General features: G+C 54.7%; 13 protein-coding genes, 1 tRNA gene, 2 pseudogenes and 1 riboswitch. Of the genes and pseudogenes, 8 read left to right on the top strand and 8 right to left on the bottom strand.

Annotated elements, in window-relative coordinates; genetic code table 11:
• Nucleotides 1-47: 47 nt before the first annotated feature.
• From GOB83_RS04885 to GOB83_RS04870, 5 genes and pseudogenes are all read right to left on the bottom strand, one after another.
• Nucleotides 48-635, bottom strand: a complete 588-nt coding sequence (locus GOB83_RS04885) for a manganese efflux pump MntP (RefSeq protein WP_095349437.1) — start codon at nucleotides 633-635, stop codon at nucleotides 48-50.
• An 87-nt stretch (nucleotides 636-722) separates the two neighbouring features.
• A riboswitch (yybP-ykoY riboswitch) is annotated at nucleotides 723-823 on the bottom strand.
• 149 nt (nucleotides 824-972) lie between these two features.
• The gene (locus GOB83_RS04880; protein ID WP_373321595.1) at nucleotides 973-3,147 is read right to left on the bottom strand and encodes a TonB-dependent siderophore receptor; all 2,175 of its coding nucleotides are present in this window, start codon (nucleotides 3,145-3,147) and stop codon (nucleotides 973-975) included.
• A gap of 426 nt (nucleotides 3,148-3,573) precedes the next feature.
• A pseudogene (locus GOB83_RS15265) lies at nucleotides 3,574-4,197 on the bottom strand (FecR family protein); the annotation flags it as partial.
• A 219-nt stretch (nucleotides 4,198-4,416) separates the two neighbouring features.
• A pseudogene (locus GOB83_RS15260) lies at nucleotides 4,417-4,503 on the bottom strand (hypothetical protein); the annotation flags it as partial.
• Nucleotides 4,504-4,635: 132 nt separating this feature from the next.
• A complete protein-coding gene (locus GOB83_RS04870) occupies nucleotides 4,636-5,148 on the bottom strand; it encodes a sigma-70 family RNA polymerase sigma factor (protein ID WP_086645518.1) in 513 nt (170 codons plus the stop codon).
• Between the two features lie 268 nt (nucleotides 5,149-5,416).
• On the opposite strand from GOB83_RS04870, the gene GOB83_RS04865 reads away from it, so the two are divergent.
• Nucleotides 5,417-7,213: a diguanylate cyclase gene (locus tag GOB83_RS04865; protein ID WP_165925393.1), complete on the top strand. Its 1,797-nt coding sequence runs from the start codon at nucleotides 5,417-5,419 to the stop codon at nucleotides 7,211-7,213.
• A 191-nt stretch (nucleotides 7,214-7,404) separates the two neighbouring features.
• Complete coding sequence (gene nfsB, locus GOB83_RS04860; protein ID WP_165925392.1) at nucleotides 7,405-8,055, top strand: oxygen-insensitive NAD(P)H nitroreductase; 651 nt, start codon at nucleotides 7,405-7,407, stop codon at nucleotides 8,053-8,055.
• 61 nt (nucleotides 8,056-8,116) lie between these two features.
• Here nfsB and GOB83_RS04855 read toward each other — a convergent pair whose 3' ends face one another.
• A complete protein-coding gene (locus GOB83_RS04855; protein WP_233129042.1) occupies nucleotides 8,117-8,500 on the bottom strand; it encodes a hypothetical protein in 384 nt (127 codons plus the stop codon).
• A 165-nt stretch (nucleotides 8,501-8,665) separates the two neighbouring features.
• Entirely contained in the window at nucleotides 8,666-9,562 is an 897-nt protein-coding gene (locus GOB83_RS04850) for a LysR family transcriptional regulator (RefSeq protein ID WP_165925391.1), read from the bottom strand.
• A 124-nt stretch (nucleotides 9,563-9,686) separates the two neighbouring features.
• Between GOB83_RS04850 and GOB83_RS04845 the strand changes: the two genes are divergently transcribed.
• From GOB83_RS04845 to GOB83_RS04825, 5 genes are all read left to right on the top strand, one after another.
• Nucleotides 9,687-10,190: a nucleoside deaminase gene (locus tag GOB83_RS04845; protein ID WP_242005733.1), complete on the top strand. Its 504-nt coding sequence runs from the start codon at nucleotides 9,687-9,689 to the stop codon at nucleotides 10,188-10,190.
• Nucleotides 10,174-11,544, top strand: a complete 1,371-nt coding sequence (locus GOB83_RS04840) for a solute carrier family 23 protein (RefSeq protein WP_165925390.1) — start codon at nucleotides 10,174-10,176, stop codon at nucleotides 11,542-11,544. The genes GOB83_RS04845 and GOB83_RS04840 overlap by 17 nt, the downstream gene beginning before the upstream one ends.
• A gap of 178 nt (nucleotides 11,545-11,722) precedes the next feature.
• Nucleotides 11,723-12,553 carry a hypothetical protein gene (locus GOB83_RS04835; RefSeq protein WP_165925389.1) on the top strand — a complete coding sequence of 277 codons (831 nt, stop codon included), beginning with the start codon at nucleotides 11,723-11,725 and terminating at the stop codon, nucleotides 12,551-12,553.
• Nucleotides 12,554-13,036: 483 nt separating this feature from the next.
• Entirely contained in the window at nucleotides 13,037-13,678 is a 642-nt protein-coding gene (locus GOB83_RS04830) for a LysE family translocator (RefSeq protein WP_179290114.1), read from the top strand.
• 49 nt (nucleotides 13,679-13,727) lie between these two features.
• Nucleotides 13,728-14,174, top strand: a complete 447-nt coding sequence (locus GOB83_RS04825; protein ID WP_143296441.1) for a hypothetical protein — start codon at nucleotides 13,728-13,730, stop codon at nucleotides 14,172-14,174.
• A 247-nt stretch (nucleotides 14,175-14,421) separates the two neighbouring features.
• Here the strand turns inward: GOB83_RS04825 and GOB83_RS04820 are convergent.
• Nucleotides 14,422-14,511 (bottom strand) — tRNA-Ser (locus GOB83_RS04820).
• A gap of 150 nt (nucleotides 14,512-14,661) precedes the next feature.
• Here GOB83_RS04820 and efp point away from each other — a divergent pair.
• The gene (gene efp, locus GOB83_RS04815) at nucleotides 14,662-15,228 is read left to right on the top strand and encodes an elongation factor P (RefSeq protein ID WP_048853086.1); all 567 of its coding nucleotides are present in this window, start codon (nucleotides 14,662-14,664) and stop codon (nucleotides 15,226-15,228) included.
• The last annotated feature ends 28 nt before the right edge of the window (nucleotides 15,229-15,256 follow it).

Raw genomic sequence — 15,256 nt, 5'->3', positions numbered from 1 at the left:
GCCCCGGGGCAGGCATGCACCCATGCCCTGCCCCGCCCATACCCACCTTATGGCGCGCTGAGATGCGTATAAAGAATGGAACAGCCTATGCCGATCAGCGCACACCCGCCCAGAATTTCTGCGTAACGGCCAATCCATACACTGGCATGCCGGCCAATGATGACCCCCATTGTGGCCACAACGGTTGTGATGCCGCCTATAATCAGGCAGGCGGACAGAATATTCACCTGCATGACACCAAGGCTAACCCCCACAGCCGTTGCATCTATGCTGGTAGCCAGTGCGGTTGTGACCAGACCAAGCACCCCACGCCGCGGCGATGCCTGATCCACAACCTGATCTGGCTGTGTCTGCTCTTCCCCCCGCACGGCAAGGCGGATCATGTTGCCCCCAATGGCCAGCAGCAGGCCAAAGGCAATCCAGTGGTCAACCGCTGCAATCCATGTGCTGAGTGCCAACCCCAGAACCCAGCCGATGACTGGTGTTATGGCTTCAAAAAAACCAAAGACCGCGCCTATGCGCACGGCATCGTTCAAACGGGCAGTCTGCTCGCTTGCCCCTTTGCCAACAGCCGCAGCAAAAGCATCCACCGACAGGCTGAGCCCCAGAACACCCAGCGTGAAAAAACCGGTCATGAAGATTCCACGGGCCGCAAGAAACACAAACAGCAGACAGAAATCCCCCGGCCACAACTGGGGCTTCCTCTGCCGTTGGTCTTGCCTGGCGTTTTTTGCAAAACGCTGCCTCCACCATGGCCAAAAGGCCAAGTGTGTTGATGAAGGCCCCTCAAAACTGAGGGTAACTACTCCCCAAGGACTGCGCGATGCCTACCAAGTGCCGGGCAAGATTGCAACCCTGTGTTTATCCGCTTTTCATCCACAGGCTTACCCACGCAAGCATCCTCAGAATCTGTGGATAACGTAGAGCCTACAGGCCGGTTGGGGGCCGGGCAGCCCCCGCCCTTTCCGGGTTTTACCAGGTGTAACCTACGCTGGCCTGCGCATTACGCTGCTCTCCATACCAGCACCATTCAGAATACGGTGCCCCAGCATAGCAGCTGGAGACAAAGCGCTTGTTAAAGAGGTTGTGCACGCTGGCCTGCAACGTCCAGCCCTTAAATGACGACCCAAGGTTAGACATATCGTAACTGATCGACCCATCAAACAGCGTATAGGACGGCACCGTAACCGCACCATAGGACGCCGTGCCACCGTAGGAGGAGGCCACATGGCGCACCCCGCCCCCAAAGCCAAACCCCTTAAGGCGGCCGGACTGCATGGTGTAAAATGCAAACAGCGATGCATTGCCCCGGTTCGCGCCAATAAGTGGCCGCCCAGTTGAATCGTCTTTGACGCGCTGCGTGCTTACGGCGGCTGTCACGTCCAGCCCCTTATAGGCCTCCACATGCGCTTCAAATTCAAAGCCATCCGAATGCACTTTGCCGCTCTGGGTGGAATAGTCACTGCTGGGGACAGAGACCAGAACACCTGTCTGCTCAATATGGAATGCCGCAGCAGAGAGCAGAACCGGCAGGCCGGGAATCTGGTATTTTAACCCGCCTTCAAGCTGTTTGCCCATGCTGGGGTCAGCCTGATGCTTGTGAATCCCTCCATCATTGGAGACCAGACCGGCCTGCGGTTCAAAAGACGTGGCGTATGAAATGTAAGGCGAAAGCCCGAAGTCAAAATGATACAGGCCAGATGCGCGGAAGGTGATCTGTCCCGGGCTTTCTGTTGTGCGCTGGTTGCTGACCCGCTCATTCTGCTCGCTATGGTACCAGTCATTACGCAGGCTGCCGGTCAGATACAGGTTTTCAATCCGGATCTGGTCCTGTGCATATAGCCCGATCTGGTGCTGGTTGGTGACGTAATTACTGGCAACGGGCGGGTTTGTAAGCGGCTGCCCGTAAAGCGGGTGCAGCACGTTAATGCCCGGTGCATCGCCCCAGCCATCCACCTCGGTTGCGTGGCTTTGCTGGTAATCAAACCCGACCATGAGCTGATGGTGCAGAATGGACGTGTTGAACCGCCCCTTGACCTGGCTATCGAATGCAAGATTTTGCATCCGCTCGTTGGCAAAGATCATCCCGCGGGAGAAGTCACCCAACTGTTCAAGGTCCATATGCCGGGTGTAGCCACTGTCCATATAAACGCCCTTGTTATAGACGCTTTTGTATTTTGTCTGGATGTCATCATACCGCCCGCGCGATGCAACACTCCAGTTTTTGTTGAACTCGTGGTTGAAGATATAGGTAATGGCCCCGTGGTTACGGTCGAACTCCTCGTAAGAACGTTCCCCATCATAAAAATTGCGGGGAATGTAGCCAAAAGCAGCTTTTTTCAAAGACCCCTGCAGCGGCACTGATCCATAAGCCCCACTTTTGGGGTCGTACTGGTAATTGCCCAGCAGCGTAAAGGTTGTTGGGCCATCCCCCCCAAATGTTACCGTCGGGCTTATGCTGTAGCGCCGGTTAACGGTCTGGCTGAGCTGGCTGTCCGAACCATTAACCGTGCCATACAGGCGGTAGCGCACAAAACCGTCTTTTGTGGCCCACCCGCCTATGTCTCCATCCACACGGTACAGGTCAAAACTGCCGCCGGTTGCTGTCAGGCTGCCATAAAACTTGTCTGCCGTGGCCAGTTTGCTGGACAGGGCAACCAGCCCGCCGGGGCTGGACTGCCCATAAAGAGCGGAAGACGGGCCTTTGAGCACCTCTATGCGGTCCAGCCGCGAGGTATCGGTCTGGGCCGTTGCATAGCCGGTGGGGCTGGCCTGCTCCTTAAGCCCGTCCAGAAAGGTGGGAACCGTAAAGCCACGCAGGGTAAACTGGTCATAGCGCGATGCGGTTGCGCCACGTTGGTCGGGCAGCACACCGGCAATGTAGCGTATGGCCTGATTAAGGCTTAATACGCCACGGTTATCCATTTCGCGCCGGCTGATCACCGTTATGGACTGCGCCGTATTAACCAGCGGCGTATTTGTTTTGGTGCCGGAGGACGCCATGGTGCTGGCTGTACGCGCACGGCCGACAACATCCACACTCTCGCTCTTTGCCCGGCCTACTGGAGCCGCCGCAGTGCCCCCCTGCACAAGTGCTACAGAGGTTGGAGCCGTGCTTTTGAAGCTTAGCCCCGTGCCTGCCAGCATTTTGCCCAGCGCATCAGGCGCGCTCAATGTGCCGGACACCTCCCCCGAGACCAGATTGCGCACAAGGGATGTGGGCACAGAAACCTGCACACCCGACTGGCGTGAAAACTGGCGGATGGCCGCAGCCAGAGGCTGGGATGCAATATGGAACGTATGCACTCCCACTCCGGGCAGGGGCGCTGTCTGCGCCATGGCGGGCAGACTTGCCGTAGCGCTGCACAGCAACCCACCCAGAGCGTACCAGCCAACAGACACGTTTTTTAAGCGGCGACCAAACAAAATGTGATGCATCTTTCACCTGACAAACAACCATCGGGCTATGGCAGGAACAGCCAGAACCGACAGTGAGATGCATTCGCAACTCCCTGCATACAGAGGTAAGACTCACGTCGGGCGTATTTACCCACCCCCTGAACGCAAAAAAAATCAGCGAGAGCCAGATGTAATAAGCAACCCGTTGCCCGGCAGGTGGGTCAGCTTTAACCCCCGCCCGTTAATAAGGGATAAAATGGCATCATCCGGGTGGTCATTCCGTAGCACGGCATCCACCCGGTCCATTCCGGCGGTATTGGCCCAGACCCATGTTGGCCCGCGGCGGTAACGCGCAATAAGCCGCAAGGCATCGGCCACGCTCTGGTTCCGTATAACCAGTTCACCATACCGCCAAGCGGCTATATCTTCGGGGTCCACTGCGGGGTCACGCATGACGGCGCCGCCACGCAGGTAATGCGCTGCCTGCCCTACCTGCAGGTCCGTTTGCATGGCTGCACCCTGCTTGCCCACCAGCACGCGGCCCTGAGTAACCGCAATATCCACCCGGTTTTTATCCTGCCCGACAAAAAAAGCCGTGCCCACATCCTGCGTAACACCATCGGCCGCCACAACCCGGAAGGGCCTTGTATCCTGATGTTGCACATCCACCCACAACCGGCCTGCCAGCAGTTCCACCCTGCGTTCCGTGGGGGAAAAATGCAGGGCAACGGCAGATTGCGCATCCAGCGCCAGACTGGTGCCATCGGGCAGGGTATAGGTTGTTACCTCCCCCGCATGGGTCAGGTAATCCGCGCGCAGATGCAGCATAATATCGGGGGCAAAAAACAGTGCCACTCCCAATGCGGCCATGACAGGCAACGCAAACGCCCAGCGTTTTGCGGGCTTCCATGCCCTTCGGGGCTGAACGGGCCTGCACTGGGGCTGGGGTTCCGCCTGAGCCAGAACCTGTTCAAACAGATGTAGTTCCTGCCAGAGCTGCCGCTCTGCATCAAACGCCTGCCTGTGCTCCTCCGCTTCGGCCAGCCATGCCTTTACGGCAGCAACGCTCTGGGGGGACGTATGGCCAGACGCCAGCACAATCACCCATTCGCGGGCCTTGATTCGTGCTGGAGACTGAGAACTTTGAGCGGACACGCAACAGACCTATTTCTTAATACCAATATATATTGACAGCATGGTTTTATAAAAATGCTGCATTTTCCTGAACAATAGCTCTCAGGAAGGTCCGGCGTCCCGGCTCAGGGCAATAATATCCAGCGCACGGCGCATATGCCGCTCTACCGATGTGGTGGAAATACCCAGCTCCACCGCAATGCGCTGCTGGGGCACGCCCTGAATTCTGTTCAAGTAAAGAATATAGCGTGTGCGTTCGGGCAAGGCCCTTATCACGTTATCCATATGCTCAATATCTTCGCGCCCCATTGTTACCCGCTCGGGGGAAAAACTCTCCCGGCTGCCATGCAGCAGGTCCTGCGCGTCCTGCTTGGCCTGATCGTGGCGTTTCAGCCGCATCTTGTGCGTTTTGGCAGAATTAAGCGCAAGCCGAACAAGATAGGGTTGCGGGTTTTCTATGGAGCGGTCGTCCTCCACGCCCTGCAGCTTGATCCACAACCCCTGCACCACATCCTCGGCCTCCGGGCGGCTTCCCACGATCTGTTTGACCATGCGGACAAACACGGAACGCTGGGAAATCAGGAGTTGAGACAGGGTAAACGCGTTGGACCGCATAAGCCTAGGAACTCTGGGAGACTGACGATGCAGCCCCAATACCGCATATGCAACTCAATATCAATTAGCCCTCTTTTACCCCCTCTCCTTCGCACATAGGCGGCGGTGCGGCAGACATCTATACGCATCTGCTTTATCTGATCTGCAATAATGAATGAAATCATGACGTATAACTGCATGACATTCTTGCAAAATTGCCAAAACGTAATTGAAAAACCAAAATATCTTCTATATTTTGCGCAAAATCTTAGAATTAAAAGAGATTATTTTGCTCCATTCCCTTACATCCCGGATCGTCTTTGTCGGCTCCATCGTCAGTGTTAATCTGGTCTGTCTTTCCGGGTTGCTGCTTTCCGCTTCCAACAGCATGATCTCCAGCTTTGAATGGAACGCCCACAGGCAGAAAATTACCGAAATTGTCTCTGAAACCCTGTCCGACCTGCGCGAGGCCCAGGCCGAGGAACGCGGCTACCTGCTGACCACGGACCCCTCCTTTGCCAAAGATTTTGACGACCGCGTTGCGTCTGCCCTTGCCAAGGTCAACATGCTTGAACAACTGGTGCAGGATAACCCCATCCAGCACGAACGGGCACAAAGCCTGCAAATTGCTACCAACGAACGGCTGGACACCCTGACCAAGCAGATCGCACTGGCCCGGCAGGGCCGGTTTGATGAGGCCCGCTCGCGGGTTATTATTGGTCAGGGCCGGGTGAACATGGCCATTATTGCCCAAAAAGCTGATGAAATCCGCCAGACAGAGCAGGAACTGCTCATTGCGCGGGAAGCCACGGCAAGGGCGCATGTCACATGGAACAGAAATCTGGTTATCGGCGGGTGCCTGATTATTGTTCTGCTGGTCAATGGGCTTCTGTATTTTGTGCTCAACGGCATGCGCCGTTCCGTCAGCCAGATTGTACGGGCCATGTCCGACTTCGGGAACGGCAACCGCACTGTGCGTGTAGATGACCAGATGGGCTGTACCGAATTTGATATGCTGGCCCAAGGCTACAACACCATGGCCGAACGCCTGGACGCCGCCATGCAGGCGCAAGAAGCCAGCGACTATAAACTGCTCAAGGCCAATACCGAACTCAAACGCAACAACGAGGCCATGGAACTGCTGGGGGAAATGGCACATCGCCTGCAAGCGGCCCGCACCAGCGATGAACTTTCGGCCATTATCTGCGCTTTTGTGCCCCGCGTGCTGCCCGGCATACCCGGCGCGCTATACACACATAACCACACCACAAACCAGCTTGAGCGTATTGCACACTGGGGCAGCAGCACACCTGTTGGCTGCGAGGGGTTACATCCTTCCTCCTGCTGGGCGCTGCGGCTGGGGCAGAGCCACTCCGTCAACACCCCCGGCGGGGATGTAAGCTGCCAGCATGTGGATAGCAATGTCAGCATTTATCATTGCGAACCCCTGTTTGCGAGTGGCGAGGTTGTGGGGCTTTTGTACCTGCAAAGCCATGTCGCGGAGGAAAACCGCGTCCGCCTTGTTGCACTGGTGGAAAACATTGCCTCTGCTCTGGTCAACCAGAACCTGCAGAAAGACCTGCTGGAACAAACAATCCATGACCCGCTGACCGGCCTGTACAACCGCCGTTACATGGAAGAAACCCTGAACGCCGAAATTGCCACCGCCAGCCGGAACAACACTGCACTGGGCCTGATTATGGCCGATATTGACCATTTCAAGCACATTAACGATGAATTCGGGCATGATGCGGGGGACATGGTCCTGCGCACCATTGCCAATGAAATCCAGAACTCCTTCAGAAGTAATGACATTGTTTGCCGCTTTGGTGGGGAGGAGTTCCTGATCATCACAACCTCCCACCCGCTGAACACGCTTATCCAACGGGTGGAAAACCTGCGGGCGAGCCTGTCCCGGCTGGAATTGCATTACAATGGCCGCGTTCTGGGCAAAACCACCATGTCGTTCGGTGTGGCCATGTGGGACAAATCCTTACCGACGGAAACAACCGCCATTATCCGCAAGGCGGATGCCGCGCTGTATCAGGCCAAAAAGGACGGGCGGGACCGTATTGTTGTCGGCTGAAAGCTGGCACAAATGTAGCAACGCCAGAACGCACCTCCCCCTCCCTCTTGATCTCCCGCGCGATCCGACCCACTCTAGGTGGGAGCAACATACCGCCTGACGCACCAGAGCGCCCTGCGCAAGGCAGCACCCGTTGCCACGCCGCGGGCCATGCATGCGCAGGATAATACCGGGGAACGTAGGACAGAATCATGGACCTTCTGCACACTCTCAAACACCGCCATACAACCAAGGCATATGACAGCGAGCGCAAGATACCGGCCCCAGTCGTCGCACAATTGCTGGAAGCCCTGCGTTACAGCCCCTCCTCCGTTAACTCCCAGCCATGGCACTTTTTTGTGGCCGATACGGCCGAGGGCAAAGCCCGTATTGCCAAATCCACCAGCGGCACCTTTGCCTTTAATGCCCCCCGGGTTCTGAATGCCTCGCACGTTATTGTGCTGAGTGCGCGCAACACGCTGCCACCAGAATACCTGCAAACCCTTGCAGACCAGGAACAGGCCGATGGCCGCTACGCCGATGCAGATGCCCGCGCGCTGGCGCACAAAGGGCGCTCCGGGTTTGTAGGGTTGCATGAACAGGCCGGGGATGTTGCCACATGGACACAAAAACAGACCTATATTGCTCAGGGTTTTCTGCTTTTGTCTGCGGCACTCCTTGGCGTGGACGCCACCCCGATGGAAGGCTTTGATGCTGCCATTCTGAGCAAAGAACTGGGTCTAGCGGAAAAAGACCTGTCACCAGCCGTTATTGTGGCTCTTGGCTACCATTCGGATGCTGACTTCAATGCCAAGCTCCCCAAATCCCGCCTGCCTGAAAAAGCCATCTTCTCGCACATCTGACGGCCCCTCCCCTCCTGCGCCATTCTGGTCAGGGGGGGTATTCCCCCACAAATGGGAGGAGTTATGACCCGCCATTGGTGTTAATCGGGTCATCATTGATTTTCATTTTTTTAATAATTTGCGCAAGTTCGTGCGCATAGGCTGTTTTAACATTGGTAACGGCCTTGCCCACCCGCTCCTTGGGGTGTTTCTGGCATTCGTCCCTTATGGCTTTGGACAGGCCTTTTGTAACCTCATCCGGCGGGCGGGACTCACTCATTTTATCGCCTGAATAATCTTCATGCTCGGAGTTGAGGTAATCTATACAAATCCCGTTGGCGTTATTGGTCGTCTTCTGCATCAACGCCTTATAGTCCCCGTCCTCCTCATTATCCTGCGCCATGGCAGGAACCGAGCACACGGCAAGCACACCGCCCAGAACAAGACTTATAAGCTGTTTACGCATGGTCCGTGCCTTCCATATTCCTGCCCCATGGGCACATGGCTGCTGATACTACCATACCCGGCCATGACCTACCTAACCGCAGGGCCCCACTGGCGCACAAAGCATGTATGCACCCCGCAAAACCGGCACAAGCCCGCATGACGCATACCATAAGGGGCTTCCCGCTCAGCCGGGCATGAGCGTGCCCGTTTGCGGCAGTGCATCAAACATGCGTGCAAGGGTTGCCATGACAGGCATAACCTCCCCCGCCACATGCCGCGTGCACAGGCACAATGTTTCGTTCAACCGCAGGTTATCCAGAGCATGGAACGATAAATCCCCCGATGACACATCCTGCACAACATCCAGCCATGTCAGAAAACCCATGCACTCACCTTGCTTTATGTAATCACGGATAAGCCGGACCGAATTTGTATCCATCATTACTCTGGGTTGCACACGCATGCGCGTAAACGCGCCCTCCAGCCTTGGCCAGATGGAAAGCGAGCCATCTGGCAGGCACAAAGGCAAATCTGCACAAGCGGATAATAGATCGGCCTCCGTGCCCCCAGCAGGAGCGAACCCCGGGGCCGTGATCAAACCAATGTCATATTCACGCTTTTTATGAATATGGATGTCCGGATCATCCAGCACGTTAAAGGCAATAACCACATCAAGCTCCCCCGAGCGGAGCTGTTGCAAAAGGGTGCTGGTATCCGACACAATAATTTTCAGGATCAGTGTGCCGGTACGCAGTTCCGGTTGGGCCATAACAAATGGTAGCAGGCATTCCATAATACCCACGCGCATGCCTGTGGCATTGGGGCGCGAGATAACGGCACGCAGTTCACGCTCCGCATCAATCCAGCGTGTTGCCTGTTCGAGCAGTTTTTTACCGGCATCGGTCAAGCTGGAGCCTTGGGGCGTGCGGGCCATTAACGGGGCCCCAAAGGCGCGTTCGAGCATTTGCATTTGCCGGATGAGCGCGGAGGGCGCAACATTCAGCACTTCTGCGGCCCGACGGACCGAGTTGTGGCGGCTGATTTCCACAAAAGAGAGCAACTCGCGCGAGAAGGCGGACATTCTTCCTGTTTCCCCCTTGTGTATAAAAAATCAGAACACCGTTAACAACTCATTGCGCTACAATAACAAAAAGACAATGTCTAATGTTCAGGCTTCCTTGCCACGTTTTTAAGGGAGCGCGCCCTTGCCAAAAAATACCTTACTGCCACCCGACCTGACCGCCACAGACCGGGCATTGCTTGAAAGAACCATACAGATTTCAGAAGAAAGCCGTAAAACCGGCAACCATCCGTTTGGTGCCCTGCTGGCCACGGCTGATGGAAAAATCCTGCTGGAATCAGGGAATACCGCCGCCACGGACCGTGGCACCGGCCATGCGGAACTGAACGTGGCCCGCAAGGCAGCAAGCCTGTTTACGGCAGAGGCCCTGTCCACCTGCACGCTGGTCACATCCGTGGAGCCATGCTGCATGTGCGCAGGCGGCCTGTACTGGGCCGGGATCGGGCGGCTTGTTTACGGCATGACCGAAAAACGTCTGGCCAGCCTGACAGGGAACAACCCCGAAAACCTGACCATGGACATGCCCTGCACACAAGTATTGAACGCAGGACAACGCAAGGTGGTGGTGGTTGGCCCGGTGCAGGACATGGAAGCCAGAATTGCCCATGTGCATGAAGGGTTCTGGTAAAAACATGCCCCACGCCACCACACCCCAGAAGCCCCAACACCCTGCCCCAACCGGCGTGGATGAGGTTCTGCCCATCACACGTATGCTGCCTTTGGCCGTGCAGCACGTTATGGTCATGTATATGGGGGCTATTACGGTCCCCCTTGTTATCGGGCGTGTGCTGGCATTACCTGCGGCACAAACGGCAATTCTGATTCAGGCGGACCTGCTCACCAGCGGTATTGCAACTCTGCTGCAAACAATTGGCACACGCTGGCTGGGCGCACGCCTCCCCCTTATGCAGGGCGTCTCGTTTGCAACGGTGTCCTGCGTGGTGGGCATTGCCTCCTCCCCCGCTTTTGCTCACAGCCAGCAAAACGAAGGCCTGCGCACGGTTTATGGCGCGGTGATTATTGCAGGTTTGACCGCTATCCTTGCAGCCCCTCTGGGGCGGTACGTCATGCGCCTTTTCCCTCCCCTTGTGGTTGGCACCGCCCTGACCATTATGGGGCTTAGCCTCCTGCCTGTGGCGGTGAACGAAATAGCCGCGGGCACAGGCTTACAGGCGGGAAAAAACATGCTTGTCGCCATGAGCGTCTTTGCCTGCGCAATTGGTTTATCCATTGCAGGGCATAGTGTATTTAAAAACCTTGCGGTTATTATTGGCGTGAGTGTGGGGCTGGCTGTGGCCTTTGCCATGGGCCAGATAACACCACATCTGGGCAACATGCCCCCACTGCTGGCACCTGTGCCGCCCTTCCCGCTAGGGTGGCCGATTTTTCATATCATGCCCTCACTGAGCATGATCGTTATTGTTGCCATTACATGGGTTGAATCTATTGGCGATGCAGTTGTTGTCGGCACCATGACCGGACGCCCTGCTACGCCGGGCTTGATCAGCAGGCTGTTGCGGGCCGATGGGGTGGCAACGCTTCTGGGCGGGATTATGGGGTCGTTCCCCTATACCGCTTTTTCTGAAAACGTGGCCCTGCTGGGCATTACAGGGGTGCGTAGCCGTTGGATTGTGGCTCTGGCCGGAGCTTTGCTGTTTGGTCTGGGACTTTCCCCCTTTCTGGCAACAGCAGTTGCGGCCATTCCCCCTGCCGTTGCAGGAGGTGCGGGGCTGATGATTTTTGGCACGTTGATGATGGTTGGCATACAGATATTGGGCACGCAAAAACTACAGCCGGGGAACAGACCTTTTATTGTTGCTTCGGTCAGTATTGTTCTGGCCATGACTATTGTGCTCAAGCCGGATTTTTTTATTTTCATGCCCCAGTGGGCTCAACCCATCCTGCAATCTCCCGTTGTTACGGGCTGCCTGAGCGCCATAGCGCTCAACATTATTCTGTCCCTCAACAGGAAAGACCCGTGAATGTGCTGGCAAGAAAAACCAGTACGATAACCACCACCATATTCCTGCAATCACGCCCCCAGCCAGAACAACGTGACCGTTGCCCGAACTCCCCTGCCAACTTCACCCAACGCTTTTAACTTTTTAATAATCCCTTCTGCCCATGCTGTACGACATTGACGTATGGCAGGACCTTTCCATGACAACTCTCAACACAGCCCAGACTGCTCATATGGGCTTCTCCTACACGGCTGGGTCCTACAATGCGGCACTCAACACGAGCAGTGCAGTCTCCACCACCGCCGCAGACGCTACCCCCACCAGCACGGCAGGGCAGTCGGGCGTAGAAGACCCTGTGCAAATAACATTATCTCAGGCTGGCATTGATTTTTTAGCAAACTCATCCTCTGCCACCAGCGCGTATCTCGCCTCCGCACAGGAGGCACTGAGCAGGCTGGATCAGCTTGCCAAATCAAGCCACGCTTCCGCCAAAAAGCAGGCAGAAGATCAGGTTAATATTCTCAAGGCGCAGATACGCCTGCTGATGCAGTTTAAAGCATTCATGTCGCCCAAAGCACTGGCGCAGGCTCTGGCACAGCTTGCACGGCAACTGGCTGCTGCCGTTGCCCAATATACGCAAAGTGGCGGCAGCGCTGCCGCCATGGGCAATGCCTTGCTGGCAACCCCACAAGGCACAGCGCAAGAACCGTCCAACACACAGGATGCCCCTGAGCAAAACAACGCGACCACGCAAACACAACAGACCAATGCCGCTACGGACCAAAGCAGCACCACGCCGGATAGCGCACCGGCCGAGACCTCACCCACCAACGCAACAAACACAAAAAACAGCGAAGATCAGGACTTTGCACAATCGGTACGGGGGTTAGCAGCACAGATTAAAGCACTGCTACCCGCAAACAGGCACCACCAGAAGAAAACAGACGCCCCAGCCGATACCGACCTCCAGAGCATACGGAATGCTCTGGAAACCGTAGATCAGATGAGCCCGCCCCTGAGCGGACAATAACCACAGCGCAAACTGCGCACGCAAACAGGCGGGGAATGGAAAAGCTGACTCTCTGGACTTTTCACGAAAAAAGCGGTTAAGAAAAACCCATGAGATGGTTTGCAACAAGCATGATCTGCCGCATTCTCGGGCATAAATGGGGACCATGGCAGCGCCAGCGGTCATGGGATGGTAGCGGAGAATTCCAGCACCGCAAATGCATGCGGCATGGCTGCCTTGCTACAGAGCAACGGCGAACAGACTAAGCGCTCTTTTGGGCGGTTAGTAACCTGCTCGTCCAAAAGATATTTGGTTTGGGGTCACTACGGGTATTGCGCATACCATCGCATAACCCGCCGCCTTACCAAGGCAGATGCTTCAGAGACAGCATGACAGAAAAACCGGCAGATCACCTGTTTTTTATTGCGCAAGATGTGGCATAAAAATAAGAACAATACGGAAAAGTATAGTTACGTCTTTTAATTTTTGAGAAAATATATTCTTATGAATCTGACACAGGATTTATCCGTCATTACCGCAATCTCCGCCTTCTGGTTAATCGCCATGATGGTACCGGGGCTGGACTTTATGCTCGTCACACGTCTGGCGGTCATGAAGGGGCGAGCCGTTGCCCTACAGGCAACCCTTGGGATTGCAACAGGCGTAGCCGCTTGGGGCATTGCGGGTTTTTTTGGTATTCGCACACTCTTTATTGCCGCCCCATGGCTGTATCTCACGCTTAAAATCGGTGGCGGGCTTTACCTGATAACCATTGGTGCAAAGCTGTTGATCAACAGCTGGAAAAAGGAAGCAACTGCAGACGCAACCACACCGCATGCGGAACAACGCTCCAACAGCTTTTTTGCTGGCCTGCTCACCAATCTGGCTAACCCAAAGGCACCCATTTTTACGTCCAGCCTGTTTGCTGCCTCAATGCCACAACATGCCCCCATCTATCTGGGGCTGGCCTGTGTTGCCTCCATGTTCATGATCGCGATTGCCTGGTTCGCATGCGTTGCAATGCTTTTGAGCCTTGATCGCGTTTCAGCAATTTTTCTGAAGAATCGGCGCTGGATTGACCGCTGTGCCGGAATAACCTTCATGGGGCTTGGCGTGCGGTTTGTAACAGAACGCACTCCAGCCTGAAGTGGCCGTTTTTTATAAAATACCACTTCATGTAATTGGATAATTAAAAATGAAACAAGAATTACTTAATGAAATTGCGGAAACATTACACGAAAATTCTCTCAATTACTCTGTATCTCTCGGAGTTTTTACGTCACAGCATAAAAAATCACTCACTAATGAAGATATTATATGTAAGGCTCTAAACAGCAATGTCTCTTTTTATGAAATGCATTCCGTAGAAAAACAGGAAATTTTACATACGGTCATGTCATCTTTAATGTACGCTGGAGACGAAGGATCAGGCCCTTCAAAAGAGAATATAAACTCACATAAATTCAAATCATTGCTTAGGGACCTAACAATCTCACTAACCAAAATAATTTCTTCATCTACAGAAAATTACTCTTTTTGCATCAAGGATGGCCATCCATACTATCCTGTTTTTTGGGATTTTTCTTTTTTATTTGTAAGAAATAATTTTTCTTTGGTTTTTATAGGAACAAGCTCGGACTGAATTGGTGTATGTTGAATTTTCAATAGGTTTAACAGCATAAATTACAGAACTCTAAACCTCATTTTTCCGCTTAGAGAAATTCATCTAACCCGTTGAAAAAAACAATAGTCAAGGATTGTTTGATTTTCATCGCGCTTTACCACTCCCATAACAAACGCCCCCCGGGAGCCATCTCTGGAAGTAATTTTAGCATTCGGCACAAGAAAACCACAGACTGAGCAAAACAGCTACCGGGTATTTGCTGTCATGGCGGAAGGGGTGGGATTCGAACCCACGGTACGCTCTCACGCACGCCGGTTTTCAAGACCGGTGCCTTAAACCGCTCGGCCACCCTTCCTTAACCTGTTCAGGTGCAGCCTTATAAACAGGATGCAACGGTTCTGTCCAGCGGGACAAAGCGGGGGAGTTCACCGCGTAGCGCTTGCCCTTCCTGCCTTGGAACTGTACAAGCCCCAAACAGAATAGCCATTCCTCTCAGGAACCAAGTATGAAACAGCAGGCAAACCTGATCCGCGCCGGTCAGGTGATTGAGCATGATGGCCGTCGCTGGACGGTCTTAAAACAGCAGATTATTACCCCGGGTAAGGGCGGTGCGTTCATTCAGGTTGAAATGCGCGACCTCAAGACCGGCAACAAAACCAACGAACGCTGGCGCACGGCTGATACGGTCGAACGGCTGATGACCGAAGACCGTGAATATCTGTATTCCTATACAGATGGCGAACTGCTGGTTCTGATGGACCCCGAAACCTTTGAGCAGCTTTCCGTCCCCACCGATCTGCTGGGCGATCAGGCTCCCTTCATTCAGGACAACATGACCATCAACCTGCATCTGGTTGAAGGGGACCCGGTTGGCATTGACCTGCCCCCGCATGTTACGCTGGAAGTGGTTGAAGCTGATCCGGTTGTCAAAGGCCAGACTGCCAGCTCCTCCTACAAGCCCGCCATGCTGTCCAATGGTGTCAAAACCATGGTCCCGCCGTTTATTGAAGCGGGTGAACGCATTGTGGTCCGCACGGAAGACGGGTCTTACGTCGAACGCGCCAAGGACTGATTTTTTCAGTTTTTTTCTCTCCAGAGCA

Source organism: Acetobacter fabarum, from assembly GCF_011516925.1.
Taxonomy (GTDB): Bacteria; Pseudomonadota; Alphaproteobacteria; order Acetobacterales; family Acetobacteraceae; genus Acetobacter; species Acetobacter fabarum.
This window is presented reverse-complemented; position numbering and strand designations above follow the sequence as displayed.